Below are 26,299 nucleotides of genomic sequence, written 5' to 3'. Positions count from 1 at the left end.
TTTTTGAGAAAATGATTTTTTGTTCTACTTGTTTTGTAGCATTGTATATTTCTTTTTTCATATCTAGAACACTTTTTTCACTGGGCTATTTATCGCCTCAACTGGAATAAACAAAATAACGAGCACATATGTTTAAGCAGTGGTCAATTGTTGAAAGGGATGAAGAGCATGTCACAGCTGAACTTTGAAGACAATTTGTTAACAAAAGTAGCTTGGTACTATTATAAAGATCAATTAACCCAGCAAGAAATTGCTTCACTTCTTCACATTTCAAGAAATAAAGTCGTTCGGTTGTTAGATAAAGCACGGACGGAAGGTGTCGTCACATTTCACGTAAAAGGTACTGGTTTGCACTGTTTAAGCATCGAACGTGACCTTATGAAAAAATTCCATCTAAAAGATGCTTTCGTTATTCCAACGCCAGCAGAAGATTATGCATTTTCACTCGGAAAAGCTGCCGCACAATATTTAGAAACTCATCTGCAACAAGGAGATTTACTTGGGATTGGCTGGGGAGAGACGATAAGTAAAATGCTAGAAAACATTCATTTTGATAGCTCTATGAATCTTTCAATCGTTACTCTTACAGGAGGCGTAAATCACTATGTTCCAAGAAACCAAAGCTATTTAAACTACATGCAAGGTGATCTTCATATTATTCCTACCCCTTTTCTAACATCTACAAACGAAATGACGCAAATTATTCTATCTGAACCGAGCGTGAAAGATATGCTTCACGTCGCTTCACTCGCTCATACAGCAGTAGTTGGCATTGGCAGCTTATCTCAAGACGCCACAATTGTGAAAGAAGAAAAATTAACACTACGTGAAATGACTTATATACGTAGTCAACACGGGGCTGGAGATATTTTAGGGCAATTTTATAATACTGACGGAAAACAATTAGAACTTCCCCATCATAACCGTCTTATCGGCACACCACTCTCTGTTCTTCAAAATATGAAACATGTCGTTGGTGTAGCTGGCGGTACGGAAAAGATAGCTGCAATTTACGGCGCCTTAAAAGGAAAGTTCATTCATACATTAATTACCGATGAAGAAACTGCCCTCTCCTTATTAAGAAAGGAAGGTGACTCTCAATGTCTACTCTATTAGCTTACGACGCTGGTACAGGGAGCATTCGAGCAGTTCTTTTTGATTTAAACGGTAATCAACTTGCTGTTAGTCAAAAAGAATGGATTCATAAATCAGATAGTCGTTACCCTGGTTCTATGAATTTTGATGTAACTGAAAACTGGCAGCTCGTTCAAAAATGTACGAAAGAAGTACTTCAAAAAAGTAATACGCCCCCCTCTTCTATTAAAGGTATTAGTGCAACGAGTATGCGTGAAGGCTTTGTTTTATACGATAAAAACGGGCAAGAAATATGGGCTTGTGCAAATGTTGATGGCCGCGCGTCAGCGGAAGTTAGTGAACTAAAAAAAATCCGTTCCGAAATTGAAGAAGATTTATATAGAAAATCCGGTCAAACTTTTTCATTAGGTGCTTTACCTCGCTTACTTTGGATAAAAAAGCATGAACCAGACGTGTACAGAAACATTCATTCTTTCACGATGTTAAACGATTGGATTTTATATAAATTGTGCGGCGTACTGCAAATTGATTCTTCAAATGGATGTACGTCCGGTATATTCGATTTACAAAATAGAGCTTGGGATAACTGGGTTGCTGAGCAATGCGGTCTTACTCTAGCCTTTTCTCCAAAAGTAAATGAAGCTGGTACAGTTATCGGGAATATCACAAAACGAAGTGCTGAGTTAACAGGATTACATGAAGGAACACCGGTCGTTGCTGGCGGCGGAGATGCACAAATGGCATCGCTTGGAACTGGAGTTGTAAAGCCTGAACAAACATTTATATGCGGAGGCAGTTTTTGGCAACAAGAAGTAAATATAACAAAACCAGAAACTGATCCAAATGCGGCGATTCGTGTTAATTGCCACGTCATTCCTAACCTATGGCAATACGAAACAATTGCTTTCTTCCCTGGCCTTGTTATGAGGTGGTTTCGAGATGCCTTTTGCCATGAAGAAAAACGGCTCGCTGAAAAACTCGGTGTAGATGCTTATGAATTACTAGAAGAACAAGCGAAAGAAGTTCCTGTAGGCTCACATGGCATAATCCCCACTTTTTCAAATGTAATGAATTATATTTCTTGGCGACATGCTGCACCATCCTTTTTAAATTTGAGCTTAGATGCTGATAAATGTGGGAAGAAAGAAATGTTCCGGGCAATAGAAGAAAATGCCGCCTTCGTTACATTCGGCAACTTGAAATTAATAGAGGCTCTCACAGGTAACTTTCCTTCTGAAGTGATTTTTGCTGGCGGCGCTGCTAAAGGAAAACTTTGGCCGCAAATTCTTTCAGACGTTCTTGGAATCCCAGTGAAAGTACCAGTTGTAAAAGAAGCGGCAGCTTTAGGAACTGCAATTGCTGCTGGGGTTGGTGCTGGCATATATTCATCTATGGCAGCGACTGCCGAACAGTTTGTACAGTGGGAAAAAACATTTGAGCCAGTCACTGAAAATCATGAACTATATAAGGAATTCTATGAAACATGGAAAACTGTGTATAACAGTCAGCTCGCTTTAGCCGATAAAGGGCTCACCTCACATATGTGGATTGCACCCGGTGCTCTGTAACACATTACATAAAGGAGTGAAATGTATGTTAAAAGCGAATGAAAATGATTTCTCCTATCGCTTCGGTGATAACGGGCCTAAATATTTAATACAAGGTCCAAATATCGATCTTGGCCTAGTCGTGATTCAGCCTGGGCAAGAGTTTCAAAATCACTATCATACAACGTGCGAAGAGGTCTTCTATGCGTTAGAAGGCGAAATAGATTTCTATGTGAATAACGAGAGAGTTCCGATCAAACAAGGGGATGTCTTGCAAGTTCGACCTCATGAATCCCATTATCTTATTAACCATTCTGATAAGCCTTTTAAAGCTGTTTTTATAAAGTCACCACATTTACCAAATAAAGATACTGTACAAACTGAAAATCCAACATTAACGAAGGAGTGATTCCTAATGACTTGGGGATTTAAAAATCGATTAAACACAATTTTACCTGACGGCAGAGCGGTTATGTTAGCGATAGATCACGGCTACTTTTTAGGGCCAATTCACGGACTTGAACAACCGTTAGAAACAGTTAAAAACTTGCTTCCATATACTGATTCCCTCTTTTTAACACGAGGCGTATTAAGTTCCTGTATTCCTGAAAACTGCAACACACCGATGGTTATGCGTGTATCAGGCGGGGCAACTGTAGTAGGCAAAGATTTAGCGAATGAAACAATTGTTACACCTGTGAAAGAAGCAGTAAAACAAAACGCAATTGGCGTCGGCGTATCTGTCTTTGTTGGATCAGACTATGAAACACAAACTGTTTCAAATCTCGCAAACGTAGTCTCTGAAGCTCACGATTACGGCCTGCCAGTACTCGGTATTACCGCCGTTGCGAAAGAACTACAAAAACGTGAAGCTCGCTTTCTAGCACTCGCCTCCCGCGTATGTGTTGAAATGGGAGCTGATATTATAAAAACGTACTACTGCGAAGGATTCGAAAAAATCACAAGCACATGCCCTGCTCCAGTCGTAATCGCGGGCGGACCGAAACTAGATTCAATCGAAGACGCATTAAACATTACGTACAATGCGCTGCAAGAAGGCGCAATCGGAGTAGACATGGGCCGAAACATATGGCAATCCGAACATCCAACTGCGATGATTCAAGCGATTCATGGCATTGTAAAAAATAGATTGAATGTGAAAGAGGCGCTGGAACTATATAATGATGTGAAAAATTAATGTGAAAAGATGGACTATTTATTATAACGGGTTCAGTTAAGAGGAGTAAAACTTGTTTTGACACTCAAACTACACAAGGAAAAGGATGGCACTTGCCATCCTTTTTGACATACATTGAACTTTTACTGTTTTCAAGTTTCCTTCTTCGACTAACGAGCCAAAAATTTTAATCACCCTTTAACTTTATAGCTTTTGTAGCAATAAAAGTTTTAATATGCTTATCTAATATCCTTGTTCCACCAAAATCATCCTCGTAAAAACCCGTTATAACAAAACCAGCTTCAACTTGACCTTGGATTTGATCTTCTAGAGTATGTGCGTATTCTATTGTTTGATTTAAATTAATATAATCTTGAACTTCATCCTCTGGTAAATAATCCAATGTTGATGAAGGTATTGAATGTTTAACATCCAAAATACCTTTTTGTTCTTGGTTGTCATCAAAAATCCATAGTAAAGGATTTGTAAATCCAGAAATAAGAATACCTTTATTCTTTAAAACCCTTGAAATCTCATTCCATACAAGATGAACATCTTTTACAAACAAATTAGAAACAGGATTTACGACAATATCAAAATATTCATCTTCAAAATCACTAAGGTCTGACATATCTCCTTGTACTGTTTTTAAAGTTAATCCATCCCGTTCCGCCACCATTTCATCTTGTTCCAATTGCTTCTTAGATATATCAGTAACTGTTACATCTGCTCCAGCAGCAGCCAGTACTGGTGCTTGTTGCCCTCCACCTGATGCTAAACAAAGTATCTTTAATCCCTCTAATGACTTTGGAAACCAATCTCTAGGAACTGATTTTTCTGTGGTGACTGTGATTTCCCATTCACCTGATTTACTTTTTTCAATAACCTCACTACTTACAGGTTGAGTGTATCTAGAACCTTCTTCAACCTTCTTATCCCATGCATTACTGTTTTGTTGTGTAGTATCCATTATAATCATTCCTCCTAACTATCTAGTTGCATTTTAATTGTGACATTATTAACTATTTACACCCTTTTTCTATTAACCTGCCGATAGTTAATAAATGGTTTTCTATATTTATTTTAACACATAAACATCCTGTTTTTCTAAATATTTAAATTAATTGATTATATTGTAAAAAATGAGAATTGTTTCAATTATAATAAAATATGAAAACAAAATAAAGAAAAAGAGGAATAATTATGCAACGAATGCCTTTTGAACACCCTACTGATCATTATGATGAACGCTTATCTTCTATTGATGAAAAAATTTGCTCTTTATTAAAAGAACGGAAAGAACTTTCGAATGGGAATCCGGGTTTCCCACCAGATGAAGCCATTTCTAATTGGGCAAAGCAGAACGGGTTATATCCCGATAATTTAAATTCATTATTCTCATCTATGATGGACGAAGATGAGTTTAAACCTCGCGTCGAACCGACTAAGTTTAAAAAACATATACCCGTTTTAAAAACTTATGAACATAAAGAAACTGTGTATACTGTAACCTTTATTCGTCAATATTCTAACGCTAGTGTAATTAATTTATATAAGGAATGGGATCCAAAAAACAATACACTTAATGAGAATAATACACATAGCCTTGTTGAATTATCGATAAATGATACATACGATTGCTGGGCAGAAGGATGGACTGGAACAGATGGACATGTGAGCTACCAATTTGTAGTTTCCCCTACTCTTCCTAATAATCTCTCTGAAATTAGCTTATTATTTAAAGGACAAAGTATGCCATTTATGAAAGATCAAGCTATGCTTGAATTTGAAATTCGGTTAGATTAATAAAGTGAAACTTTAATCAGTGGGGGTTTTGACTAAAAGATGCTTATTTTTTACTTTGGTGTTCCATTAAATAAGCGAATAAAATGATCAAGCCCCTTTCCAAACTGGATAAGGGGCTATATATACACCTTCAAAGAATTATTCTTGATGAGTGCCATTCAGTTTTGAGACTTTCTTACCATCTCTATAGTCAAGGCAAGATACTTCAATTAACAATCCATTAAACATTGTAAAATAAAAACCATAACTACTACCTCTCATTGAATACGGTTTCTTGTCTATTTCAATGCCACCAGCTACTAAACGATTATATGATTGATCAACTTCACTTGAAGTTTCCACTAAAAAACCAATATGAAAAGCTTCAGGATACATAACTTCCTTATTCCCCTTAAATGCTTTTGGATCACTTAGCACAAGTATAAATCCACTCTCATCACTCATTACTACAAGTGCCTTTCCCTTTTGCTCCAAAAATTGAAAATCAAAAAATGTTTCAAAGAAATGTCTAGCTTCTGATAAATCATCAACACATAGATTTAAATGATTCAACTTCATTCACTCATCTCCTTTTAAGCAGAGGGTATATATACTCATATTAATAACACTTACATATGTAAGGAAAGATATTCAAGTGTTCCGTATAGTCTAGAACGTTTTTTAAAATGCAACATTTGGAATACAATGAATGAAATTATATGAACGATTCGACACGGAATCTCAATTTACCGATAAAGGCTGTCAATCGTAGTAATCTACTTAATTCTTTGTGCAATTGGGTGATCATCCTTTAGTTGCAGGAGGTCCCATAAATTCCCGTATAAATCCTTAAACACTGCCACAATTCCATATGATTGCTCTTTCGGTTCTCTCACAAATTCTATTCCTCTTGAAATCATTTCATTATAATCTCTCCAAAAATCGTCAGTATTTAAGAAAAGAAAAACTCTACCACCTGATTGGTTACCAATAAAGGGCTCTTGTTCAGGTTTAGATGCCCTAGCTAGTAATATTGTGGTGCCGACTGAACCTGGAGGAGATACCACTACCCAACGTTTGTTTTCTTCTAGCTGATAAATATCTTCAACTAATGTGAAATTTAGTTTCTTTGTATAAAACTCTATTGCCTCGTCATAGTCTTTTACTACTAATGCAATATGAACTATCGATTGAATCATTACTGTCCCTCCTAATCTTACTCACTGATCGAGTTTATATTATAACATTTCTAGTTTTAACCTGTCCGTTAATTCTTCTTACATCACATGTGAATCATTCTCTTTATTCAATATAAATAACCATCTATCAGTAAGCAGATAGATGGTTATTTATTCGAAAAAATATAATTAAACAAATGTATTCTTACGACTGTTGATAAGCCGATTTCGATGATTTCACATAATAAACCCCGTGCTCAACCTTAATGATATGATCTGGTTTTGGCTTACCGCGGCCCGCTCTATGTCCAGCTAAGTGCTCTTCACTCGTTTCCCAGTTCTTCCATGCTTCTTCCGATTCCCAGCGAATCATAACTACAACTTCTTCGTCTCCGCGTCTTACTTTTTTAACGAGAACACTTAAGTCGATGAATCCTTCAAATTTTTCAATAATTCCTTCTCCTGTGAAACGCTCTACAACTATATTAGATGTACCTTCTTTTACTGTAAATGTCTTCGTTTCGATAAACATATATTCCACTCCCTCTTTGTAATACGAATACTAGTATTCTTCTATTATAATTGATTATGATAATTATTTTCAATTATAAAGTTTCGAATCTTTAGCATTATGCAGATTTCTCCTCAATCGCCTCATCTAAAAATTTGAAATACGGAAGCAATATTCCTATTAAAGAAGTGACACATATAATCGAGCCAATGATAAAGTATGGTACTCTCACTCCCCACATTTCACTCGGTATTCCCCCTAATAACACACCTAATGGCATTGCCGATCGTATGAAAAATAATCGCACTGAAAATACTTTTCCTATCATATTACTTGGGACAGTTTGTTGGCATATCGTCGTATTATGAACATTGAAAAATGAAATACAAATACCTGCAATTACTTCAATAATTACCGCAATTATAATACTGTGATTGAACCCTAAAGAAATGTATGTAAGGCCACCTATAAACAATCCTCCAAGCATAAGTATTCGCCGGCTTTTATATGTTACTTTTCCGACTAATATTGATCCAACTACATAGCCAAGTGGGAAACCTGCCATGAAGTAACCGTACTCCGCATATCCCGCTGACAGCTCATCTTTTATATAAGGTAGGTTTGTAACCATCGTTACCCCAACTCCAAATTGAACGAAAGTAAGAAATATACCGAGCCAAACGATTATTGGTTTTGTGAAAAAGTATGTAAAGCCGTGAAGAAACTCTTCTAGCCACGTTTTTCGAAGTTCTTGCTTTATCCTCTTTTCTGTAATGAAAAGTAATAATCCTCCACTTATAAATAGACAAACGCACACAAAAAATAATGTAAGCTTCATTCCAATAAAATGAATGACGATACCACCTAATACTGGCGCTACAAACATCATAAGACGAGTCATTCCATCTATATACGCATTTGCATCTTGAAGCTGCTCTTTATTCACAACAGTTGGTGTAATCGCTTGGCTCGCAGGGGTATAAAGAGGCGTAATGAGACCAACTATAATTTGGACAACGTAAATGTGCCAAACTTCTATACTGCTAGTAACTAGCATCGCCAAAGGCAGTAAGAAAACAGATGCCCGCATCCATTGTGAAAAAATCATAATCCACTTTCGGCTCCATTTATCAATATATGGACCGCTTATAAGTTGCAATATGAGAGACGGGATAAAATATAGTAACCACATGCTACTTAATGCTGTTTTTGATCCTGTTAATTCATAAACGAGAATTGAATTACATAACGTCCCGAAAGCCCCGCCTAATTCCGAAATCGCACTACCTATCCACATAAAAAAGAATGAACGGTTTTTCAATACACTCTTCACTATAGCTCACCAACTTTTCTATTAAATTCCTCCCTTTATGTACATTCTCGTTGTATATTATCTATTCAAAAATGCATCTAATTCTTTCGCTAAAGACTGCACTGCTTTCTTTCGCAACACATATTTTCCGTCTTGAATATCAACTAACTTTGCTGAACGTAAAAGTTTCAAATGATGATGTACTGTCGATTTTCCTAGTTGTAATCTTTCCGTTATTTCTTGCAGCGTACGCTCTTGTTCAAATAGTAGTTTTACAATACGAAGCCTTGCCTCATCCCCGAGCGCCTTATGTTTATGAACTAAAAAATAACTCGGCTCATATGGATCTTCTGGATGTATACTTTCATTTGCGACTGGATAATGAAACACTTTCGTATCTTCAATATCAGCTTCTATGTTCCACGGTCTGTATGTAATTTGCGGGATAAGAAGTACGTGATGAACACTTGGCTCTGGCATATATGTAACGCCACCTGTTGCCCACTCTACAAACTCTTCCGGTTGCATCTTTTTATTCATTTCATTTTTCGCTTCATAATCTCGCTCTAGTATAGAAACAATTTTTTCTGCCTCTTTTTTAACAACACTGTCATACCACCCTGTCATAACGGCAATTAAATGCGTTTTTAGTTCACGCACATCGGCATGACATACAAACTCTATATACGTAGAGAAAAACTGATGATCATGTGTCAGTTCCTTTAGTTCGTGTATTACAGATGCTTCTCCGCTTGCGGCTAAACGTCTTTTTTCTTGATGGATTTCTCCTAAAAACGGTAAACACACATATTTAAAATCTACTTCCGATAACGAATTGATATTATGAATAAACTGAGTTAAATCCGTAAAATCTCCATCATACAGTAACTGTAGCAACGCTTTCCACGTATTATGCCTCTCGACAAATTGTAAATGTTCTATCATTTCATGAGGTAACGATTTTCTAATTTCTTCCCATTCACTTTGAGTCTTTTCAAGAGTATCGATTAACCTCTTATGAGTAATTGCCGCAATGCCAAGTGCACATTCGAAAAGTATCGAATACTTCATTTGAACGTTGTACGTTTCCCTCTTTCTACTCGTTACGTGAAAGACTTCCATTTTATCTCCTCCTTATTTGCTATGCATTAAATTCTATATTTATCGAATTATACCTTCTAATTTTTTAGAATTTTAAAACTTTCTGAAACTTTATATTGCTACAAGTTTTTAAATTTAAGCTATAGTTAATTTTCCTGTTCAACTATGAGGCAGGTTTATTGAAGAGAAAGGAGAATTTATTACGTTTATAAAAATGATTTTGAAAGCATAAGTTTATTTCTGCAATTACTACAACGGCGCCGTATTGTTCTTTTAGAAACTTCCAAACATCAATCAGATGATAAGTAGGTACGTTTCTACCTAATTTCTCTAACACTTATTGTTGGTCTATCTCATAGTTAAGGAGGCTATACGAATGGGTAAAAAAGAAATATTACAAAATGGGGTCAAGCAAGTTTTTTACGAAGAAGAATGGTACCCACCGATATCAGAAGCGTTAAAGAATCTTACCGCTGCACAAGCATGTTGGCACCCAGAAGGAAAGGCCAGTAATACGATTTGGGAAAATGCAAACCATTTACTAACCTTTAAAGAGCGCTTACTTTCCCGCTTACATCAGGATGACACATTTGTTGCTCCACAAAATAATGATGACACGTTTGTCCAAGGTGGACCTAATGATGATGAAGCGTGGCAACAAACAGTGAAGCGAACGCTTCAAGTACATGATGCCTTACAATCTTTATTAACATCCCTTCAAGAAACAGAACTGGATCAATCAAGTCCTTCTCTACCAGTTTGGCAACAATATCTGAATATCCTATTGCATGATGCTTATCATACAGGTCAAATTATACAACTTCGTAAACTCCAAGGTTCATGGCCATCTCATCGTTCATATTTATAAGCAATGATTAAAGATGATAGACAAGCATATGATTCTACATTTAGCAGAATAAGTACAAAAAAAGCAAATGAGATTCTAACTCTCATTTGCCTTTTTGCATGCTGGAGAAACGTCCTGCAATGATTTATTAAGCTTAATTAAAATTCAACAAAGAATGTTCAATGGATAAAGTAAAACTTTAATTAGGCATTTACGGGCCATTATCTCCCGCCTAACTTCCTTGCATTCACCGCTTATTAATTCATTTGTGCATCGTTCAATAGCCCAATTATTTCATTCAACATTTCTTCTGTAAAAGCACCTGCGCTAAAGTTCACTAATGCTCGTAATAGCATATAGTTCATCATTTCAGAAGCATCACTATCCCATCTAGCAGAAATAGTCACATTAAACCCCAGTTATCTATCTTCCCTTTTCAAAAAGGAAGTTAGAATTTCTCTAAATGAATATATTCAGCGTGCCAAAGTCATTTTACAAAGATCTTTAAAAAATATACTGGTATTTCACCTAAACAATTTAAAAATGGATGCAGCTATTAATTGTCCTTCGTTCTACCAATAGATTTATTTTGTTGCTTTACATTATTAATACATATCCTTTATAAAGCGAAAAAACATTAATTTTTAGTACATAAATTGAAATAGATTAATCCCAAACATAATTTACACTCTTCATAACTTCTGATCATAATCCAAATTTGGAAGAATAGGGGCTTTTTTATATACAAATAATAAGCCTCAAGGAGTTGTTGACATGCATTTCATATTAAATATGTTAGGGATTTTCGTTGTAATATTAATCGTTTTCCTATGTTCGCCTAATAAAAGAAAAATAAAATGGAGACCAATCGTTATTCTAATAATATTGGAGCTTTTTATTACGTGGTTTATGTTAGGCACGAAATTGGGCAGTATTATCATTAATAAAATTGCGTCATTTTTCAGTTGGCTACTATCATGTGCGAATGAAGGAATTCGATTTGCATTTCCTTCAGCTATGGAAAATCAAACAGTTGATTTCTTCTTTAGCGCATTACTTCCTATCATTTTTGTTATCACTTTTTTTGATATTCTTTCGTATTTTGGAATCTTAACTTGGATTATTGATAAAGTTGGTGCAATCATTTCAAAGATTTCTCGTTTACCAAAGTTAGAAAGCTTCTTTTCCATTCAAATGATGTTTTTAGGAAATACGGAAGCACTTGCAGTTGTTCGTGATCAATTATCTGTGTTAAAAGAAAATCGTTTGTTGACTTTTGGAATTATGAGTATGAGTAGCGTCAGCGGATCCATTCTTGGTGCTTATCTATCAATGGTTCCAGCAACATATATTTTCAGCGCTATTCCTTTAAACTGTATTAACGCATTAATCTTGGCTAATGTTTTAAATCCTGTAGAAGTTACTAAAGAAGACGATGTTATTTATTCACCTTCAAAAAATGAAAAAAAAGATTTCTTTTCTACTATTTCAAACAGTATGTTAGTTGGGATGAATATGGTTATTGTTATTTTAGCGATGGTAATTGGGTATGTAGCATTAACAGCATGTTTAAATGGTATTTTGAGCTTTTTTGTAACAGATTTAACAATTCAAAAAATCTTCTCTATTATCTTTAGTCCCTTTGCTTTTTTACTCGGTTTAACAGGCAAAGATGCTATGTATGTAGCTGAATTGATGGGGATAAAAATAACAACGAATGAATTTGTTGCAATGATGGATTTAAAATCAAATCTAAAATCTTTACAGCCACATACAATTGCAGTTGCAACTACATTTCTAGCTTCTTTTGCAAACTTTAGTACAGTAGGTATGATTTATGGAACTTACAATTCATTATTTGGCGGGGAAAAATCATCAATAATCGGTAAAAATGTTTGGAAGCTTCTTGTTAGCGGAATGGCTGTTTCCTTATTAAGCGCTATGCTCGTTGGGCTATTTGTATGGTAAATAATCTTTAAAATAAAAGACACTCACTATATGTTAAAGATATATAACTACAATTAAGTATTATAATTAACAGCCTCTATCAAAAATTACTAAGTAACTTTTGATAGAGGCTCCTTTTATTTAGGTCGCTCTATATTCATCCAAAAAATTGAATACTACTTTACAGGGTCCTTCTTTTTCCTCTCTACCGATAATGATGCGTTAACTGAATATGTATGAAATATACATAATTCCTCGTTAAACAAAAGAGACAGGTTATTTAATAAAAAATAATAGTTTGGAAATACTACCTGTCAGAAAATCAAATTAGAATCGAGGTAATAAATTGATAGCTCCATTTCGTTTATTCATTACCTTAATACTTTTAATTAGTTACCCAATGACAATCATTGCTAAAGAAATTAAGTATAATCACAACAGCACTACTATTCCAGAAATACAGAAAAAAGTTAATTTCACTATTTTATCTCCAAAAAAGATTCCAGATGATTGGACATTAGATACAAAAACATCTCCTTGGATAAGCCTACATTATATGGATAGCAAGGATACAAAGCTAATGGTTGCTATTCACTTGAGTAGGAGAATTCCATTATCTGATAAAGACTTCACCCATGCTGAACAAATTTTGATTAACGGAAATAAAGGTTATTTTTCAGCATGGGGAAATAGTGGAACACTGGACAAGAATGGAGAACTCATTACAGGTGGTTTACTCTGTTGGACACAAGCTGGAACATATGTAAAAATGCAAAGTACAAGATTACCAAAGGAAAAAATGCTAGAAATCGCAAGGTCAATGAATTAACGTTATTTACTTATAGAGCAATAATAAGTATTGAATAAATTAAATACAATAACTTCCTATATCGAAAATTATGTAAATAAGCTGTCCATATGGGCAGCTTATTGTATTTTTGTCTTAGCTTGTTTTTTCAAAATGCGCCGATCCTCCTTTACTACGTCTACAATTTTGACAATTTACCAAGTAAAATGGCATTGTCTTTTTTAGTTTTTTGTTTTCTTCATCCACGACCTTTTACTAAGCTAAGCATTCATTTTTTAGGTAAATTCCTTAAACTACCTTTTATTACCAATCTAAAATTATGCATAAAAAAAGGACATTAGGAACATCGTCCCTTACTGTCCTTACTCATATATAAAACTAATTGCGTGTCTTTTATCTTCGAATCTGACCATTTCCACGAATCACATATTTTGTAGAAGTTAATGCAGGTAGCCCCATTGGTCCCCTTACGTGTAGCTTTTGTGTACTAATGCCAATTTCTGCACCGAATCCGAATTCAGATCCATCTGTAAAACGAGTCGATGCATTATGATAAAGTGCCGCGGCATCAACAGATGTGAAAAACTTGCTGACATTTCCCTCGTTCTCTGTAATAATCGCTTCGGAATGCATGGATCCATACGTATTTATATGATGAATCGCTTCTTCCGTAGTGGAAACCACTTTAACTGCCAGTGTGAGAGATAAAAACTCTGTTTCCCAGTCTTCTTCTGAAGCTAATGCAATAGAAGAATCAATTGCCAATGCTTTACTATCTCCACGTAGCTCCACGCCTCTTTCCTTCAAAGAAGAAAACAGCTCGCTACCAAATTGCTGCGCCCACTTCTCATGAAGTACAATCGTTTCTATTGCATTACATACAGATGGACGCTGCGTTTTTGCGTTTATAATAATATTAAATGCCATTTGTTTATCCGCTGTTTCATCAATAAAAATATGACAATTTCCCGCACCTGTTTCAAGTACTGGAACAGATGCTTCTCTCACTACAGTATCTATTAACTGCTTGCCGCCTCTTGGGATAAGAACATCCAAGTACTCATTCAATGTAAACAACTGCTTTGCACTATCGCGCGTTGTATCTTCTATGAGCTGCACACTTTCTGAAGGCAAGCTTGTTTGTTTGAGCGCCCGGTGAATAACGCTAACGATGGCTTTGTTAGAATGAATAGCAGAAGAACTACCACGTAGTATTACTGCGTTTCCTGTTTTTAAGCAAATTGTAGCAGCATCCACTGTCACATTCGGCCTTGCCTCGTAAATCATTCCGACAACACCAAGTGGTACGCGCATCTCCTGAATAGACAGTCCATTTGGTCGTTCCCATGCACTAACACATTCTCCAACAGGATCACGTAAATCAATTAGTTGCTTAATACCTTCAGTCATATCAATGATACGCTGTTCATTCAGCATAAGACGATCAAGAAGAGAATCAGAAAATCCTTTTGCCTTCCCTTCTTCAATATCCCGTTTGTTTTCCTCTAAAATATAAGCTGTTTCTACTATCATCTGATCAGCAATCGCAGCAAGTGCTTCGTTTTTTTGACTCGTAGATTTAAGAACAAGTTCTCGAGCAACCTCTTTCGCCTTTTTCCCCTTTGCCACCACTTCATTCATTTTTATTTCCTCCTTTTAAAAAGTTAATAAGTAAAAATTCAAGACCCGTTTATCTCCACCAACTAATTGTTTCCCGCCTATGGAATTAAAGAATTTGAGCAGTGGACTCTGCCCTCGCTATTCTTAAAATGAAACCCAATGATCCCTATGGATGACTTCATAATTATGCCTTTCGCCTCTTGCTTGAATATCTTGGCTTTGCATACCTTTTAAATTCCTTAGTTCCTCTGCGCTATATGTGCATTGTCCTTTTCCTATTACGCGCCCTTGTTGCGTAATTACTTCCACGACTTCATCCACTTGGAAAAATCCAGACACACTAGTAACACCAGCAGGAAGTAAACTCTTTCCATGTTGAATGATGGCAGTGGCTGCCCCCGCATCTACTTCAATTTGTCCGCTAACAAGCGAATGCAAGGCGATCCATTGCTTGTTCATCTTAATCACTTTTTGAGGAGCATTCCCGATATATGTTCCATCACCTTTGCCCTTCATAACATCTAAAAACTTCTCCTGTCCACATCCCGTTCCGATAAATACACTCACTCCAAGAGATAGTACCGTCTTTGCAGCATCGATTTTTGATTTCATACCGCCAGTCCCAAGTTTTGAGCCAGCATCTCCTGCAAGAGAAGCAATTTCTTCCGTTACCTCAGGAAGGAAATGATATTTTTTCGCATCCGCATTTTTCTGAGGATTTTGGTCATATAAACCGTTCACATCGGTAAAAATCATGAGCATATCTGCCGAAACAAGTCCGCTTACTAAAGCTGACAGCATATCATTATCACCGAACGTCAGCTCTTCTAAAGAAATGGAATCATTTTCATTGATTATTGGAAGAGCGGAACGGTTTAGTAGCTCTCCTAAAGTAGCGTAAGCGTTACTGTATTGTTCTTTTCTAGAAAAATCACTTCTCGTTAGTAAAAGTTGTGCAGTAACGATACCATATTTACGGAATTCCTCCGTGTATGCCTGCATTAATAAACTTTGTCCGACAGCAGCAGCAGCCTGTTTCCCTTTAATTGTAACAGGTCTACTAGAATACCCTAGAGCAGAAAAACCTGCAGCGACTGCCCCAGATGTAATCAACAAAACTTCATGCCCTTCCTCTTTCAATCGTGCCAATGCAGCAACGTGATCTGAAAGTTGTTCTTTAGAGATGCCTCCATGACTTGCTGCCAAGGAACTGCTCCCAATCTTTACAACAATTCGTTGTTTTTTCACTTTTTTATCCCCCAAGTCTAAAATCAAAGTTTTTATAAATTACACTTTTATTTATACAGTTTGCAGCTATGTCTATCCTCATCAATGCTGCACCTATAGTATTAGAGGGCAAAATAAAAATGACCGCTTCGCCCTTAATAAAATAAAAAGGACGAAACGGTCATTGTTCCGCGGTACCACCTTAATTGATATACACAGATATCCACTTGGCGCCTATAACGCAGGCGTACGCCTAAACTTTCATTTAAGACTCAGGGATAGGTTCGATACATTCTATACGAGGAATCTTTCAGCCGGTGAATTCCACTCTCTTTCGCAAGAAGACATATGTACTATTTCCCTTCAACGATTTTCCATTTGATTTTTTATATTATGCTATATATTTCGTTTTTGTGTCAAGAGGTATTTTGCAAAATGAATAGAGCGACAAGCTTTAAGTATGAAATTATGTACACACTTATGAATATCACCATATCTAGAAAAAGTTGATATAACTATACCTATTCTCCAACATGCTTTTAAACGTTACCAAATAGTAAATAACATAAAATATTAAATAATTGAGAATGCACTTGTTTAGTACAGAATAAAATTGATTTCTTTATTTTTTGTATTGCAAAAAAGAACGTATTCTCTTAGAATGTTTCTTTATATTGCACTTGGATGTTATTGTTATTTTAGAATAATAATTTGAAACCGATATAATTTATGATAAAAGGAGCCAGATTGAGTTATTATGGACAAACAAATTGGATTCATCGGATGCGGAAATATGGGAATGGCTATGATTGGCGGGATGATAAACAAAAATATAGTGTCTTCAAATAAAATCATTTGTTCAGATTTAAACACTACGAATTTAAAAAATGCTAGTGAAAAATATGGACTAACTACAACAACTGACAACAATGAAGTAGCTAAAAATGCTGATATTTTAATTTTATCAATTAAACCAGACCTATACGCATCAATAATTAACGAAATAAAAGAAGTGATAAAAAACGATGTTATCGTCGTAACGATCGCTGCAGGAAAAAGCATTAAAAGTACTGAAGATGCTTTTGATAAAAAGTTGAAGGTTGTACGAGTAATGCCTAATACACCTGCTCTTGTTGGAGAAGGAATGTCTGCGCTATGTCCTAATGAAATGGTGACAGAAAAAGATTTAGAAGATGTATTAATCCTTTTCAATAGTTTTGGTCAAACGGAGATCGTAAGTGAAAAATTAATGGATGTTGTAACATCTGTAAGTGGTTCTTCGCCAGCATATGTATATATGATTATAGAAGCAATGGCAGATGCAGCTGTATTAGATGGTATGCCAAGAAATCAAGCATATAAATTCGCAGCTCAAGCTGTGTTAGGCTCTGCAAAAATGGTACTAGAAACAGGCATACATCCAGGTGAATTGAAAGATATGGTTTGTTCCCCTGGCGGAACAACTATAGAAGCTGTAGCAACATTAGAGGAAAAAGGCTTACGAACAGCCATCATTTCAGCTATGCAGCGTTGTACGCAAAAGTCTGTTGAACTATCCGGTCAAACTAAAAAGTAACAACTGCAAAAAAGACCAGATTAGCTGAATACACAAATCTTTAAACAGCTTTACACTTTATGCACATGTGGTTTACATACTCCCCTGTTTCCACTAAAAGATAAACGGACAAATTCATGAATAATTGAGTTTGTCCGTTTTGCATTTTATTATCTCAAAATAACTTTATAACTCTTATTGTTATTTGTTTTGCAGATTAAGATACTTTGGTATTACGTTTACATCATTTCCTGTCTATTGAAATATTCTCAGAGACGAAGCATGATATTCATTAAAAAAGTTGTGGTATCAAACGCTTCACATTGTTAACATAACATATTTACTGTCTCCTTTATTAATGCCTGTTTCCTAATCCACCTCCATTACAATTTAAATCATTTAAGTTTTCTCCATATCGTACATCTACTAGTTAAACAAAAACTCCCCTTAAGTCAAAAATGATTAAGGGGAGTCAGTTATATGTGGTGAAGTTATAGTTCTGATTTTACTGGAACAGAAACATTGTTTTTTACTAATTTTTTGACGTCTTTAAAGGTAACAAAATTGTTGTTTTGCTCATCCCAAAGACGGAAACGAATTGACCGCAAGCTTGTAGCAAGAGTAATCGTTGGTACATTTTTTAAAGGAAGCGTATTATTGTGTGCCTCTTCTAGTTTATAGTTAGGTACTCTTGGACTTAAATGGTGAACATGATGAAATCCAATATTACCAGTTAAAAATTGCAGGATTTTGGGAAGTTTATAAAACGAACTTCCTTCCACTGCCGCTTTCACATATTCCCAATCTTTATCTTCTTCAAAATAAGAATCCTCGAATGTGTGCTGTACGTAAAACAGCCAAATACCTATTGAACCTGCTATTAAGAATATGGAACCGTGTACTAAAAGAAACGATTGCCATCCGAGTGTCCAGCAAAGTAACCCTACTAAAGCAACGATTAACACATTCGTCAAATAGGTGTTCATGCGTTCCTTCTTTCTAGCACCTTTTCTGTTAAATCTATTTTTAAGTAGGAAAACATAAATCGGGCCTAATCCAAACATAACGAATGGGTTGCGATATAAACGATATGCTAAACGGAGTCTAAATGGCGCTGCCAAATATTCATTCACTGTAAGTGTCCAAATATCTCCTGTACCTCGCTTATCCAAATTACCACTTGTAGCGTGATGAACGGAATGCTCATGCCCCCATTGATCAAACGGGAATAAAGTTAAAACACCCATACATGTCCCTACTATTCTATTTACACGACGGCTTTTAAAGAAAGAATGATGGGTACAATCATGAAAAATAATGAAAACCCGTGTCATAAATCCAGCGGCTAACACAGCTGGAACTAATGCTAACCAATAAGAAACGGACAAACTTTTATAAGCAAGGTACCATAAGATAATAAATGGCACTACCGTATTGATGATTTGCCAAACACTTTTTTTTGCCGTTGATTTTTCAAAAGGAGCAACTTGTTTTTTTAAATTTTTAGTATTTTGTAATGTCATTTTTTCTAATTCCTTTCCTTTATGTTGCTAATTCATATTATAACAGAAATGAATCAAAATTGTTAGTAGTAGGTATTATGTTCAGGGTATAAATTTTTTAGGGTGATAGCAAATACACTTATTTAGTTTGGTGAAGTTCAAGCTGAGGACGGTTATATGTCATCACCTATTATGTATGCACCATCCTTTACAATGAGAGTAAGCTCATTTAATGGAAGGCTTACATTTACGATCGGTTATCATACGCCGGATACATCAAAAAAAGCAGACAAATTTTTAGAAAGTATGGTTAATCAACTATCGTAATAGTAATTGTAATAATCATTATCAAAAATAAAAGCTCCTAACATATTAGTTATATACAATATGTTAAGAGCTTGATATTTTAAGCGTTTTTTGAATTTATGTCTTGATAACGTGCACTAAGCGATCTTGTATATAAAAAGCTGATTTCCCGTAATCTAAAGGATAATCGGGCGTTTTACTATTCAATTACTTGTAGCAGTTGAATAAATTCTAAAGGCGGGATAAGAAAGACTTAATCGTTACTTTTAACATAACATCATTTACAGGAAGAAGGAACGATTATCTTCACTATATTCCGTCAAAGGAACAATGATATATATCACCATATTCATCATACTTTTTTATTTCAGGAAATCTATTTGTTTGGCGCCCTTTTTTATAAAGAGTGCACTTTTTATTTTCATCTAAAATTCAAATTGGTTTAGCAATAAAAACAAGATTATAATAAATAAAAATTTATTGTTAAACGATAAATTTCATGTTAGATTAAATAGATAATTAATAAATGAGGTGCTTCATATGAAACAAGGATCAACACTCTTTTTAAAGACAGCTATTATTCTGATTGGAATCCCTGTTCTTGCTTTATGTATATTTTTAGTTCCTAACATAGGGAAATATGCAGCGGAATTGTTCCCGGATATTGCATTTATAAAATATCTTGTTTTAATCAATCTATATGCAACCGTGATACCTTTTTATTTTGCTCTATATCAAGCCTTTAAACTTGTAAGCTTCATTGACAAGGGTAACGCTTTCTCGAAATTATCTGTTAGGGCTTTAAAAAAGATAAAAAACTGCGCAGTAACAATCAGTATTTTATATGTGGTAGGTATGCCACTCTTCTATCTTGTAGCAGAGAGAGATGACGCACCTGGTATTATTATACTTGGCATGCTCCTAATCTTTGCTTCAATGGTTATCGCAGTCTTTGCTGCCGTTCTCCAAAGACTTTTAAAAGATGCGATAGATATAAAATCAGAAAATGATTTAACGGTCTGAGGTGAATAACATGGCAATAATAATTAATATTGATGTAATGTTAGCTAAAAGAAAAATGAGTGTAACAGAGCTTTCGGAGAAGGTTGGAATTACAATGGCTAACCTTTCTATATTAAAAAATGGAAAAGCAAAAGCAATTAGAATTACAACTTTAGATGCTATTTGTAAAGCATTAGAATGCCAACCTGGGGATATTTTAGAATATCAACCTGAAGATACCGAATAAAAAGAGTCCTTCTATTAATGAAGGACTCTTTTTATTGCTCATTACGGCGCGAAGCTAACTTGACCCGTCAAAACTAAAATAATTGCGATGATCCAAAATATAAAAAATGATGAGGACAGTACTAATGAAATAATAGCTATCCCCTTTTTCTCTGTTTTTTTCGTCATTGTGATTATTGAAAGTATAATACCTACACCTGTAAGAGCAATCGTTACATAATCTCCAACTATATTTCCCGCATTCGCTATTCTCGTCGGAGTTATAAAAACGAATAAAAAACACATAATTCCGATGAGTAAAGATATATAGCTTATTATACTGTACTTCTTTTTGGGAACTATTTCGGTTTTCATAATACCCACCCCTTTTATATAGCTATGTGTTCATATTAGCGCGAATAACCATAATTTGGTTAAAACAAAAAAACAGATACAGTGGAAACTTCCACTGTATCTGTTTTTTATTTAATATATAAACCTGCTATTTCTTCTTTAGCGTTATAAGTTATGATAAAGGTACGTTGTTCTTTACTATATTTTGCTACAAGAACAACAGTATATAAACCATCTTTTTCTTCAATCGACTTTTTTTCAATCTTTTCGAATATACCAGCTTTTTCAATTACATGTAAAGTGATAATAATGTTATTTAATTCTGATTTAAAAATATAAGAGCCTCGCTACAAATCATATTGTAGTAAGGCTCTTTAAAGTTGTTTAATTTCTAACCTTTTAAATGAGTTTGTAGACAAATATAAATAATAAATTTGTTTAAATCTTGTTCAACTAAAGCTCCCATTAGTTGAAGTGTAATTCTTCACAAATTATTGAGATTCTTCTTCTAGAAAATTAAAATCACCATCAATAAGATTCTGTAAATACTCATTAAAGCTGTTTGCAATCACTTCATATTCATCAGGGTCGTGCAAAAAACGAATTATTTGACCACATACACCTTCATCAGAAGGGTTAAAATCAATATAGAGTCTTGATGTTCCACCATTGTTCATACAGTCTGAAAAATGAATATAAGTGCCAGGGAGAAGTCCTTTTGGATTTATCTTAGAATCAACAGTATCCTCGTCATCTTGGTATTCTAAAAGATAAGAGACGTCTTCTTCTTCTTTTGAACTTTCGAACATCTGCTGTGTAGAAAGCAAATAATATGGATACTCTTCAACATCTGAGCCTAAAATACATACCGCAACTTTGTTTTCTCCATATTTCCGCCAATATGTACCATCAATATTTTCAAGTAAAGAGATTAGTGATTCTGGACAATTTGGATATTCTGACCTTAATGTATCAATATCATCTTTTGTAGCACCGTACGCTTTATTTAGTGCCTCGAGATCATCTGTTGATAATGCTGCTCTCAAGCCGTTTAAAAATTTGTTTACCAAATCCATTATTTCGTCCTCCCAATAATAAAATATAAAATTTTTTTATTAGTCTATATACCTAACATAAATAAGATTATTCACTTTTATCGAAAGCCTCATTTCATCTTTTTGTTCAAGCAAATGTAAGCAGATAATCCCATTGTAATTATTGATAGGGTGAGTTGAGCATATTTTCCCACTTGAAATATGTCTGTAAATATCAAAATTAGGTCATTTTCACTCTACTATGATAAAACCTTCTAACTCGAATGCCATTGATGGTTCACTATTTACTTGTGTATGTAAGTTACCTTCTTCGTCTATTACTACAACTGTGTCTATTAACCCATCTGCACTTAATATATCACCTAATTTTAAGTCTTGACCCTTTACCGTTTTGATACCTAGTTCTATATTTGGAATCATGTTCCTACCATCCTATTAGAAATTAGAAATTATAATTTAAAAATGGTAACTTTACACTAGTGTCTACTTCTCCTGTATACAACTCTACAAATACATTTGAAGTTTCATGCGGTATATAGATTGTTGTGACTTTCTCGTCAATATGTACGTAAGCAATTACTTCCATGTATTCATCACAGTCTTTCATAGGTACAAAGGTTAGACAAGGAGATACCCCTAAAGGTACTTCTTTCTTATCTATAAATTCCTTACACATGACAGTCTTCTCTACTTGATATGTAGTTATATGTACATTGTCTACTTCTGTTATTTTTACATTAGTCGGTATCTCTATCCCTAATAGATTACACCAACTGTTTAAGATGGACCTTTTCTCTGTACTTAATATAATGTCACCTTCACCATTTAAAACAAAAAGAGACTCCTTTTGGTCTCTCCCTACTTTTACCTGTTTCATCTCAATCATATTGCATACTCCTTTGTGAAATATTAGTTGAAGTATTGTTTCAGTAACTCACTACCTGTTTTAAGTCTTGTATAATATTGTCCATCTTTCTTCTCGAATTCACCGTTGTTAGCAAATTCTTTCTTTACACTTTCTAAGTTCGATGAATCAATAATACCAAACACATCGCCTATTTCAAAGTTACCTTCTTCATTTATACACTCTTCTAATAAGTAGTATTTGTCTTCTTCTAAAGGAACTATCTTACCTTTTGTAATCGAATACAGATGTTTTGTTTCCTCTACCTGTACCGTAATAAAAATCCAACCAACTCTTACAATGGTACATGGCGTTAACCCCTCAAATGTAAGTGCAACTACTTTTTGGTCTTTCTTGAATTTCCCCATCCTTGGTACCCCTTTAAATAGATTTATTTCTCCTAAAGTCTACTATTTTATAGCGTAACCATAGTCTCTCAAACATCTATCTGCCCTAAGTTATACATCTCTAAGAGTTTCCTTTTCTGTATATCCTAGTTCACTAATCTTTTTTTTGCATATTCTAGTTCACTATCAATCGTATTCCAGTATACTTTACCGTATTTCGTTACAGTTTCTACATGAATATCCTCAACATAAGCTTCGTGTCGTTCCATTACATCTTTACCGTTTTCTCTATATCCTAAATACTTATAGAATGCACCTACCCCTAGTACCACTTACCTTAGTAAAACCTGCTCTTGCACTACCTATATGGAATGGCATGTTCTACCCCTCTTTTATTTTAATATGATATTATAGCGTTCTCTTTGTTGTGAACTCATAAACTGCCCTACAAATTGTAGTTCATGCCATTTAAACTCTTTCATGGCAACATAGATGACAGTTAACTTATTGTCTACCATTCCATAATATACCCATTCTTGCTTTGCCTTTGAAAAATTATGCTTTTCTACACTTTGTAATAAATTGAATTTTTTTATAGAGCTAACCTGCATGGTTAGTTCTATAAGAATTAAAGAACTTTATTATTTTTTAAAGGATTTTATTATTTTTTAAACAACTTTATTATCGCTTAACATTACAGGCGTAAGATCTTTCATTTTCCCCTCTGATAATGCGGTTTTCATCTTGCTATCAAATTTTTCATGCATTTCTTGATACTTAGCTTCATTTTGTAATTACTAAATCCGCTCTCTCCCTCGGCAATTCCACTTCCAAATAATACTCCTCAGCCTTCCAATACCTACTTTGAAACTTTGGAAGGTTCTTCTGCGTTTCCGGACTTTCACGTAGAAACCTCGTCTCTCTTGAACAATCCAAATACACCATATAATGAAAGAAATCTCTCCATTCTTTTCGTTGAAGAAAAACCCCTTCTACAATTATTACACCTACTAAAGGAAGCTGTATTTCTTTCATTTCACATGAGTCTGTTTCATCATGATAGTATGGCAACTCTAATTGCATGTCACTTTGTAACTTTTGAAATAAGTTTTGCTGCAAGCAATCGATATCCCATTGAAGGTTATAGTACTCATACCATTCTGCAAATCCAGTATTATATCGCTTGTTACGCTCGGTTATGTGATCATCAATATGAAAAATATGAAACGAGATTCCATTTCGTTTCATATTTTCTTCTAATTTTTTAACCAACGTTGTTTTACCCGAACGACTTAGTCCGTCTATACCTAATATAAATCGCTCATCTTTATGGTCCTTAATAACCTTCATTATCTCATTTGTGCTCATTACTTTTGCCAATCTTCTTTTAATAATGAATAAACGACCGTGTCATGAGCAACATCATTTTGAATCATATATTTTCGAAGTAATCCTTCTTCTTGAAATCCGGATTTTTTTAATAAATTACGGGAAGCTTCATTTTCTATATATACGACAGCTGCAATTCTTATAAAATGCAACGTTTCAAATCCGTAAGCTAGCATTGCTTGCAGTGCTTCGGTTGCGTATCCTTGTCCCCAATATGTATCATCTAGCTCATAACCAATTTCAGCTCGTTTATGATGCTTGTTAATTAAATGAAACCCACACGTACCAATTAATTGATCCGTTCCTTTCTTCTCTATTCCCCAGCGAAATACACTTCCCTCTTCATTACGCTTTCTAAACGTTTGAATAGTTGTTTTCGCTTGCTCAATATTTTCGAAAGAGTCCATTCCAAAATAACGAATAACGGATTCTTTTGAAAAATAATGGAACATCGCTTCTGCATCTAATAGTGTAAGTTCTCTTAATAGTAAACGTTCTGTTTCTAATTTTGGAAACCCCATCCTCTTTTTCTCCTTCTATTCTAATGAACTACAAATTTCAATATAATTACCGTCTGGATCGGCAATGTACGCAATTGTTTGTCCCCACGGTTTTATGATTGGCTCAACTAGAACTTTAACCCCTTGTTCTTTTAATTTCTCAATCGTTTCCTTAACATCATCTACAACAAACCCTAACTCAAAATGAGAAGATTGTAGTATACCTTCTGTAAGAGGTAGTCCCGTTAACTCCTTAACATCCTCTCGTGTATTCATCGCTAAAATTGTTGCTCCTGTTTCAAATTCAATATATGTACCGTGCTCTGCTCTTATTGGCAATCTTAAAATTTCTTTATAAAACTGAAGACATTGCTCAAACTTTTCTACATATAAAATAATGTATTTCATTTTTAAGTTCATAATTATTCCCCCTTAACCTTCACCTCTAAAAATTCGACAAATGTTTTAAAAAACCTTGTACCTTATTGAGATGAGCACAAAAAAATGAGGCCGATTTCTCGGCCCCCCAGCTTATTGGCATAAAACAGGAGATTTGGTTTGGACATAACCAGTTCTTACATTTATTATATTTTATTTTTTCTGAATTTTAAATATAATAAACACCTATTTATATTGAGAAAGTTTTTTTACTTGCATAAAATCATACCGCTTAAGAAATGCTACAAATGGAGGTGTATACATATGGAACCAATGCTATGTCCAAGCTGTAAAACGAACCGAACGCGCTTTAATATTCTTGAGCAACAAGTAAAACCAGTAAAATTAAATCCACAAACAGGTCAAGTAGAAGAAGAATACACAAATGAAACGATGAACGCTTTTCATATGGCTTATCAAGGACCTACTTACCGCGTCCAATGTGCTGTATGTGGGCTTGTTGAAAACCCAGAACAATTTATAAAACCTGCGCAAAATCAGTCTTTCTCATAAAATCATTACTATCCCTTATAGAAATAGATTTTTCTTTAAGGGATTTTTCCTTTT

At 34.7% G+C, this 26,299-nt stretch carries 32 protein-coding genes, 4 pseudogenes and 1 other annotated feature; of the genes and pseudogenes, 14 read left to right on the top strand and 22 right to left on the bottom strand.

The features are described 5' to 3' along the window. Positions 1 to 168 precede the first annotated feature (168 nt). From MHH66_RS11850 to lsrF, 4 genes are read left to right on the top strand one after another with little or no spacing between them, the layout of a single operon-like run. The gene (locus MHH66_RS11850; protein WP_063218345.1) at positions 169 to 1,116 is read left to right on the top strand and encodes a sugar-binding transcriptional regulator; all 948 of its coding nucleotides are present in this window, start codon (positions 169 to 171) and stop codon (positions 1,114 to 1,116) included. Then, positions 1,101 to 2,663 carry an autoinducer-2 kinase gene (gene lsrK / locus MHH66_RS11845; RefSeq protein ID WP_063218344.1) on the top strand — a complete coding sequence of 521 codons (1,563 nt, stop codon included), beginning with the start codon at positions 1,101 to 1,103 and terminating at the stop codon, positions 2,661 to 2,663. Before MHH66_RS11850 ends, lsrK begins: the two co-directional genes overlap by 16 nt. 25 nt (positions 2,664 to 2,688) lie before the next feature. Then, positions 2,689 to 3,051, top strand: a complete 363-nt coding sequence (locus tag MHH66_RS11840) for a cupin domain-containing protein (protein ID WP_000909986.1) — start codon at positions 2,689 to 2,691, stop codon at positions 3,049 to 3,051. Between the two features lie 6 nt (positions 3,052 to 3,057). Further along, positions 3,058 to 3,840, top strand: a complete 783-nt coding sequence (lsrF, locus tag MHH66_RS11835; RefSeq protein ID WP_002032842.1) for a 3-hydroxy-5-phosphonooxypentane-2,4-dione thiolase — start codon at positions 3,058 to 3,060, stop codon at positions 3,838 to 3,840. 166 nt (positions 3,841 to 4,006) lie between these two features. On the opposite strand, the gene MHH66_RS11830 is transcribed toward lsrF, so the two are convergent. Continuing rightward, positions 4,007 to 4,789: a class I SAM-dependent methyltransferase gene (locus MHH66_RS11830; RefSeq protein WP_063218343.1), complete on the bottom strand. Its 783-nt coding sequence runs from the start codon at positions 4,787 to 4,789 to the stop codon at positions 4,007 to 4,009. A 233-nt stretch (positions 4,790 to 5,022) separates the two neighbouring features. Here MHH66_RS11830 and MHH66_RS11825 point away from each other — a divergent pair, with 233 nt between their 5' ends. Beyond that, the gene (locus MHH66_RS11825; protein WP_078184935.1) at positions 5,023 to 5,625 is read left to right on the top strand and encodes a chorismate mutase; all 603 of its coding nucleotides are present in this window, start codon (positions 5,023 to 5,025) and stop codon (positions 5,623 to 5,625) included. Positions 5,626 to 5,763: 138 nt separating this feature from the next. Here the strand turns inward: MHH66_RS11825 and MHH66_RS11820 are convergent, their stop codons facing one another. The 5 genes from MHH66_RS11820 to MHH66_RS11800 form a co-directional block, all read right to left on the bottom strand. After that, the gene (locus tag MHH66_RS11820; protein ID WP_044438236.1) at positions 5,764 to 6,183 is read right to left on the bottom strand and encodes a VOC family protein; all 420 of its coding nucleotides are present in this window, start codon (positions 6,181 to 6,183) and stop codon (positions 5,764 to 5,766) included. Between the two features lie 197 nt (positions 6,184 to 6,380). Next, complete coding sequence (locus tag MHH66_RS11815; protein WP_063218341.1) at positions 6,381 to 6,803, bottom strand: VOC family protein; 423 nt, start codon at positions 6,801 to 6,803, stop codon at positions 6,381 to 6,383. 184 nt (positions 6,804 to 6,987) lie between these two features. Further along, the gene (gene hmoA, locus MHH66_RS11810) at positions 6,988 to 7,314 is read right to left on the bottom strand and encodes a heme-degrading monooxygenase HmoA (protein ID WP_000469495.1); all 327 of its coding nucleotides are present in this window, start codon (positions 7,312 to 7,314) and stop codon (positions 6,988 to 6,990) included. A gap of 97 nt (positions 7,315 to 7,411) precedes the next feature. Next, complete coding sequence (locus MHH66_RS11805) at positions 7,412 to 8,626, bottom strand: MFS transporter (protein WP_078184934.1); 1,215 nt, start codon at positions 8,624 to 8,626, stop codon at positions 7,412 to 7,414. Positions 8,627 to 8,683: 57 nt separating this feature from the next. Further along, positions 8,684 to 9,727: an ArsR/SmtB family transcription factor gene (locus tag MHH66_RS11800; RefSeq protein WP_002032857.1), complete on the bottom strand. Its 1,044-nt coding sequence runs from the start codon at positions 9,725 to 9,727 to the stop codon at positions 8,684 to 8,686. 355 nt (positions 9,728 to 10,082) lie between these two features. On the opposite strand from MHH66_RS11800, the gene MHH66_RS11795 reads away from it, so the two are divergent. Continuing rightward, positions 10,083 to 10,574, top strand: coding sequence for a DinB family protein (locus tag MHH66_RS11795; protein ID WP_078184933.1), 492 nt, complete (start codon positions 10,083 to 10,085; stop codon positions 10,572 to 10,574). Between the two features lie 236 nt (positions 10,575 to 10,810). Here the strand turns inward: MHH66_RS11795 and MHH66_RS11790 are convergent, their stop codons facing one another. Continuing rightward, a complete protein-coding gene (locus MHH66_RS11790) occupies positions 10,811 to 10,960 on the bottom strand; it encodes a hypothetical protein (RefSeq protein ID WP_164081455.1) in 150 nt (49 codons plus the stop codon). Between MHH66_RS11790 and MHH66_RS11785 the strand changes: the two are divergent. From MHH66_RS11785 to MHH66_RS11775, 3 genes and pseudogenes are all read left to right on the top strand, one after another. Beyond that, positions 10,917 to 11,113 (top strand): annotated as a pseudogene (locus tag MHH66_RS11785) (helix-turn-helix domain-containing protein); the annotation flags it as partial. The gene MHH66_RS11790 and the pseudogene MHH66_RS11785 sit on opposite strands and share 44 nt — an antisense overlap. Positions 11,114 to 11,327: 214 nt before the next feature. Beyond that, positions 11,328 to 12,521: a nucleoside transporter C-terminal domain-containing protein gene (locus MHH66_RS11780; RefSeq protein WP_063218338.1), complete on the top strand. Its 1,194-nt coding sequence runs from the start codon at positions 11,328 to 11,330 to the stop codon at positions 12,519 to 12,521. Positions 12,522 to 12,900: 379 nt separating this feature from the next. Then, positions 12,901 to 13,329 carry a DUF4367 domain-containing protein gene (locus MHH66_RS11775; protein ID WP_340866815.1) on the top strand — a complete coding sequence of 143 codons (429 nt, stop codon included), beginning with the start codon at positions 12,901 to 12,903 and terminating at the stop codon, positions 13,327 to 13,329. A gap of 372 nt (positions 13,330 to 13,701) precedes the next feature. On the opposite strand, the gene MHH66_RS11770 is transcribed toward MHH66_RS11775, so the two are convergent. Together MHH66_RS11770 and proB are read right to left on the bottom strand one after the other, a co-directional pair. Next, positions 13,702 to 14,949, bottom strand: a complete 1,248-nt coding sequence (locus MHH66_RS11770; RefSeq protein ID WP_078184932.1) for a glutamate-5-semialdehyde dehydrogenase — start codon at positions 14,947 to 14,949, stop codon at positions 13,702 to 13,704. A gap of 123 nt (positions 14,950 to 15,072) precedes the next feature. Then, complete coding sequence (gene proB / locus MHH66_RS11765) at positions 15,073 to 16,176, bottom strand: glutamate 5-kinase (RefSeq protein ID WP_063218335.1); 1,104 nt, start codon at positions 16,174 to 16,176, stop codon at positions 15,073 to 15,075. 144 nt (positions 16,177 to 16,320) lie between these two features. Then, positions 16,321 to 16,531 (bottom strand) — a binding site (T-box leader). Between the two features lie 381 nt (positions 16,532 to 16,912). Here proB and proC point away from each other — a divergent pair. Beyond that, the gene (proC, locus tag MHH66_RS11760) at positions 16,913 to 17,731 is read left to right on the top strand and encodes a pyrroline-5-carboxylate reductase (protein WP_078184931.1); all 819 of its coding nucleotides are present in this window, start codon (positions 16,913 to 16,915) and stop codon (positions 17,729 to 17,731) included. Between the two features lie 470 nt (positions 17,732 to 18,201). Here the strand turns inward: proC and MHH66_RS11755 are convergent, their stop codons facing one another. Then, positions 18,202 to 19,233, bottom strand: a complete 1,032-nt coding sequence (locus MHH66_RS11755) for a fatty acid desaturase (RefSeq protein ID WP_078184930.1) — start codon at positions 19,231 to 19,233, stop codon at positions 18,202 to 18,204. A gap of 126 nt (positions 19,234 to 19,359) precedes the next feature. Between MHH66_RS11755 and MHH66_RS11750 the strand changes: the two are divergent. The 3 genes and pseudogenes from MHH66_RS11750 to MHH66_RS11740 all read left to right on the top strand — a co-directional run. Beyond that, positions 19,360 to 19,539: pseudogene (locus MHH66_RS11750) on the top strand (hypothetical protein); the annotation flags it as partial. A 519-nt stretch (positions 19,540 to 20,058) separates the two neighbouring features. After that, a complete protein-coding gene (locus MHH66_RS11745; protein WP_002032872.1) occupies positions 20,059 to 20,541 on the top strand; it encodes a DUF2975 domain-containing protein in 483 nt (160 codons plus the stop codon). 10 nt (positions 20,542 to 20,551) lie between these two features. Next, entirely contained in the window at positions 20,552 to 20,767 is a 216-nt protein-coding gene (locus MHH66_RS11740; protein ID WP_000974615.1) for a helix-turn-helix domain-containing protein, read from the top strand. A gap of 41 nt (positions 20,768 to 20,808) precedes the next feature. On the opposite strand, the gene MHH66_RS11735 is transcribed toward MHH66_RS11740, so the two are convergent. The 12 genes and pseudogenes from MHH66_RS11735 to MHH66_RS11685 all read right to left on the bottom strand — a co-directional run bounded on the left by MHH66_RS11735 (position 20,809) and on the right by MHH66_RS11685 (position 25,714). Further along, on the bottom strand, positions 20,809 to 21,120 hold the full coding sequence (locus MHH66_RS11735; protein ID WP_002190010.1) for a hypothetical protein: 312 nt from the start codon (positions 21,118 to 21,120) through the stop codon (positions 20,809 to 20,811). A 107-nt stretch (positions 21,121 to 21,227) separates the two neighbouring features. Further along, a pseudogene (locus MHH66_RS11730) lies at positions 21,228 to 21,392 on the bottom strand (DUF3887 domain-containing protein); the annotation flags it as partial. Between the two features lie 198 nt (positions 21,393 to 21,590). Continuing rightward, a complete protein-coding gene (locus MHH66_RS11725; RefSeq protein WP_078184929.1) occupies positions 21,591 to 22,175 on the bottom strand; it encodes an SMI1/KNR4 family protein in 585 nt (194 codons plus the stop codon). A gap of 210 nt (positions 22,176 to 22,385) precedes the next feature. After that, a complete protein-coding gene (locus MHH66_RS11720; RefSeq protein ID WP_016101154.1) occupies positions 22,386 to 22,574 on the bottom strand; it encodes a hypothetical protein in 189 nt (62 codons plus the stop codon). Positions 22,575 to 22,596: 22 nt separating this feature from the next. After that, positions 22,597 to 23,040, bottom strand: coding sequence for a hypothetical protein (locus tag MHH66_RS11715; RefSeq protein ID WP_002032882.1), 444 nt, complete (start codon positions 23,038 to 23,040; stop codon positions 22,597 to 22,599). Positions 23,041 to 23,063: 23 nt separating this feature from the next. After that, on the bottom strand, positions 23,064 to 23,426 hold the full coding sequence (locus MHH66_RS11710; RefSeq protein WP_002032883.1) for a hypothetical protein: 363 nt from the start codon (positions 23,424 to 23,426) through the stop codon (positions 23,064 to 23,066). 125 nt (positions 23,427 to 23,551) lie between these two features. Then, a complete protein-coding gene (locus MHH66_RS11705; RefSeq protein WP_234803731.1) occupies positions 23,552 to 23,737 on the bottom strand; it encodes a hypothetical protein in 186 nt (61 codons plus the stop codon). 60 nt (positions 23,738 to 23,797) lie between these two features. After that, positions 23,798 to 24,016 (bottom strand): hypothetical protein, encoded by a 219-nt coding sequence (locus MHH66_RS11700; protein ID WP_078184928.1) that lies wholly within the window; start codon positions 24,014 to 24,016, stop codon positions 23,798 to 23,800. Positions 24,017 to 24,097: 81 nt separating this feature from the next. After that, a pseudogene (locus MHH66_RS28580) lies at positions 24,098 to 24,199 on the bottom strand (DUF3887 domain-containing protein); the annotation flags it as partial. Beyond that, on the bottom strand, positions 24,189 to 24,773 hold the full coding sequence (locus tag MHH66_RS11695; protein WP_063218331.1) for a kinase: 585 nt from the start codon (positions 24,771 to 24,773) through the stop codon (positions 24,189 to 24,191). The gene MHH66_RS11695 and the pseudogene MHH66_RS28580, both read right to left, overlap by 11 nt. Further along, the gene (locus MHH66_RS11690; protein ID WP_002032891.1) at positions 24,773 to 25,315 is read right to left on the bottom strand and encodes a GNAT family N-acetyltransferase; all 543 of its coding nucleotides are present in this window, start codon (positions 25,313 to 25,315) and stop codon (positions 24,773 to 24,775) included. The genes MHH66_RS11695 and MHH66_RS11690 overlap by 1 nt, the downstream gene beginning before the upstream one ends. 15 nt (positions 25,316 to 25,330) lie before the next feature. After that, a complete protein-coding gene (locus tag MHH66_RS11685; RefSeq protein WP_063218330.1) occupies positions 25,331 to 25,714 on the bottom strand; it encodes a VOC family protein in 384 nt (127 codons plus the stop codon). A gap of 282 nt (positions 25,715 to 25,996) precedes the next feature. Between MHH66_RS11685 and MHH66_RS11680 the strand changes: the two genes are divergently transcribed. Next, positions 25,997 to 26,245, top strand: coding sequence for a hypothetical protein (locus tag MHH66_RS11680; RefSeq protein ID WP_000433610.1), 249 nt, complete (start codon positions 25,997 to 25,999; stop codon positions 26,243 to 26,245). Positions 26,246 to 26,299: the final 54 nt, after the last annotated feature.

It is taken from the genome of Bacillus sp. FSL H8-0492, assembly GCF_038006145.1.
In the GTDB taxonomy this organism is placed as follows: domain Bacteria; phylum Bacillota; class Bacilli; order Bacillales; family Bacillaceae_G; genus Bacillus_A; species Bacillus_A mycoides.
This window is presented reverse-complemented; position numbering and strand designations above follow the sequence as displayed.

Coding starts and splice junctions, on each gene's coding strand:
- MHH66_RS11815 (WP_063218341.1), bottom strand. CDS start 6,803: ATGATTCAATCGATAGTTCATATTGCATTAGTAGTAAAAGACTATGAC.
- MHH66_RS11770 (WP_078184932.1), bottom strand. CDS start 14,949: ATGAATGAAGTGGTGGCAAAGGGGAAAAAGGCGAAAGAGGTTGCTCGA.
- MHH66_RS11700 (WP_078184928.1), bottom strand. CDS start 24,016: ATGCAGGTTAGCTCTATAAAAAAATTCAATTTATTACAAAGTGTAGAA.
- MHH66_RS11745 (WP_002032872.1), top strand. CDS start 20,059: ATGAAACAAGGATCAACACTCTTTTTAAAGACAGCTATTATTCTGATT.
- hmoA (WP_000469495.1), bottom strand. CDS start 7,314: ATGTTTATCGAAACGAAGACATTTACAGTAAAAGAAGGTACATCTAAT.
- MHH66_RS11825 (WP_078184935.1), top strand. CDS start 5,023: ATGCAACGAATGCCTTTTGAACACCCTACTGATCATTATGATGAACGC.
- lsrF (WP_002032842.1), top strand. CDS start 3,058: ATGACTTGGGGATTTAAAAATCGATTAAACACAATTTTACCTGACGGC.
- MHH66_RS11725 (WP_078184929.1), bottom strand. CDS start 22,175: ATGGATTTGGTAAACAAATTTTTAAACGGCTTGAGAGCAGCATTATCA.
- MHH66_RS11795 (WP_078184933.1), top strand. CDS start 10,083: ATGGGTAAAAAAGAAATATTACAAAATGGGGTCAAGCAAGTTTTTTAC.
- MHH66_RS11840 (WP_000909986.1), top strand. CDS start 2,689: ATGTTAAAAGCGAATGAAAATGATTTCTCCTATCGCTTCGGTGATAAC.
- MHH66_RS11780 (WP_063218338.1), top strand. CDS start 11,328: ATGCATTTCATATTAAATATGTTAGGGATTTTCGTTGTAATATTAATC.
- MHH66_RS11735 (WP_002190010.1), bottom strand. CDS start 21,120: ATGAAAACCGAAATAGTTCCCAAAAAGAAGTACAGTATAATAAGCTAT.
- MHH66_RS11820 (WP_044438236.1), bottom strand. CDS start 6,183: ATGAAGTTGAATCATTTAAATCTATGTGTTGATGATTTATCAGAAGCT.
- MHH66_RS11690 (WP_002032891.1), bottom strand. CDS start 25,315: ATGGGGTTTCCAAAATTAGAAACAGAACGTTTACTATTAAGAGAACTT.
- MHH66_RS11685 (WP_063218330.1), bottom strand. CDS start 25,714: ATGAACTTAAAAATGAAATACATTATTTTATATGTAGAAAAGTTTGAG.
- MHH66_RS11830 (WP_063218343.1), bottom strand. CDS start 4,789: ATGGATACTACACAACAAAACAGTAATGCATGGGATAAGAAGGTTGAA.
- lsrK (WP_063218344.1), top strand. CDS start 1,101: ATGTCTACTCTATTAGCTTACGACGCTGGTACAGGGAGCATTCGAGCA.
- MHH66_RS11740 (WP_000974615.1), top strand. CDS start 20,552: ATGGCAATAATAATTAATATTGATGTAATGTTAGCTAAAAGAAAAATG.
- MHH66_RS11695 (WP_063218331.1), bottom strand. CDS start 24,773: ATGAGCACAAATGAGATAATGAAGGTTATTAAGGACCATAAAGATGAG.
- MHH66_RS11775 (WP_340866815.1), top strand. CDS start 12,901: ATGACAATCATTGCTAAAGAAATTAAGTATAATCACAACAGCACTACT.
- MHH66_RS11850 (WP_063218345.1), top strand. CDS start 169: ATGTCACAGCTGAACTTTGAAGACAATTTGTTAACAAAAGTAGCTTGG.
- MHH66_RS11710 (WP_002032883.1), bottom strand. CDS start 23,426: ATGGGGAAATTCAAGAAAGACCAAAAAGTAGTTGCACTTACATTTGAG.
- proC (WP_078184931.1), top strand. CDS start 16,913: ATGGACAAACAAATTGGATTCATCGGATGCGGAAATATGGGAATGGCT.
- MHH66_RS11800 (WP_002032857.1), bottom strand. CDS start 9,727: ATGGAAGTCTTTCACGTAACGAGTAGAAAGAGGGAAACGTACAACGTT.
- MHH66_RS11680 (WP_000433610.1), top strand. CDS start 25,997: ATGGAACCAATGCTATGTCCAAGCTGTAAAACGAACCGAACGCGCTTT.
- MHH66_RS11715 (WP_002032882.1), bottom strand. CDS start 23,040: ATGATTGAGATGAAACAGGTAAAAGTAGGGAGAGACCAAAAGGAGTCT.
- MHH66_RS11755 (WP_078184930.1), bottom strand. CDS start 19,233: ATGACATTACAAAATACTAAAAATTTAAAAAAACAAGTTGCTCCTTTT.
- MHH66_RS11720 (WP_016101154.1), bottom strand. CDS start 22,574: ATGATTCCAAATATAGAACTAGGTATCAAAACGGTAAAGGGTCAAGAC.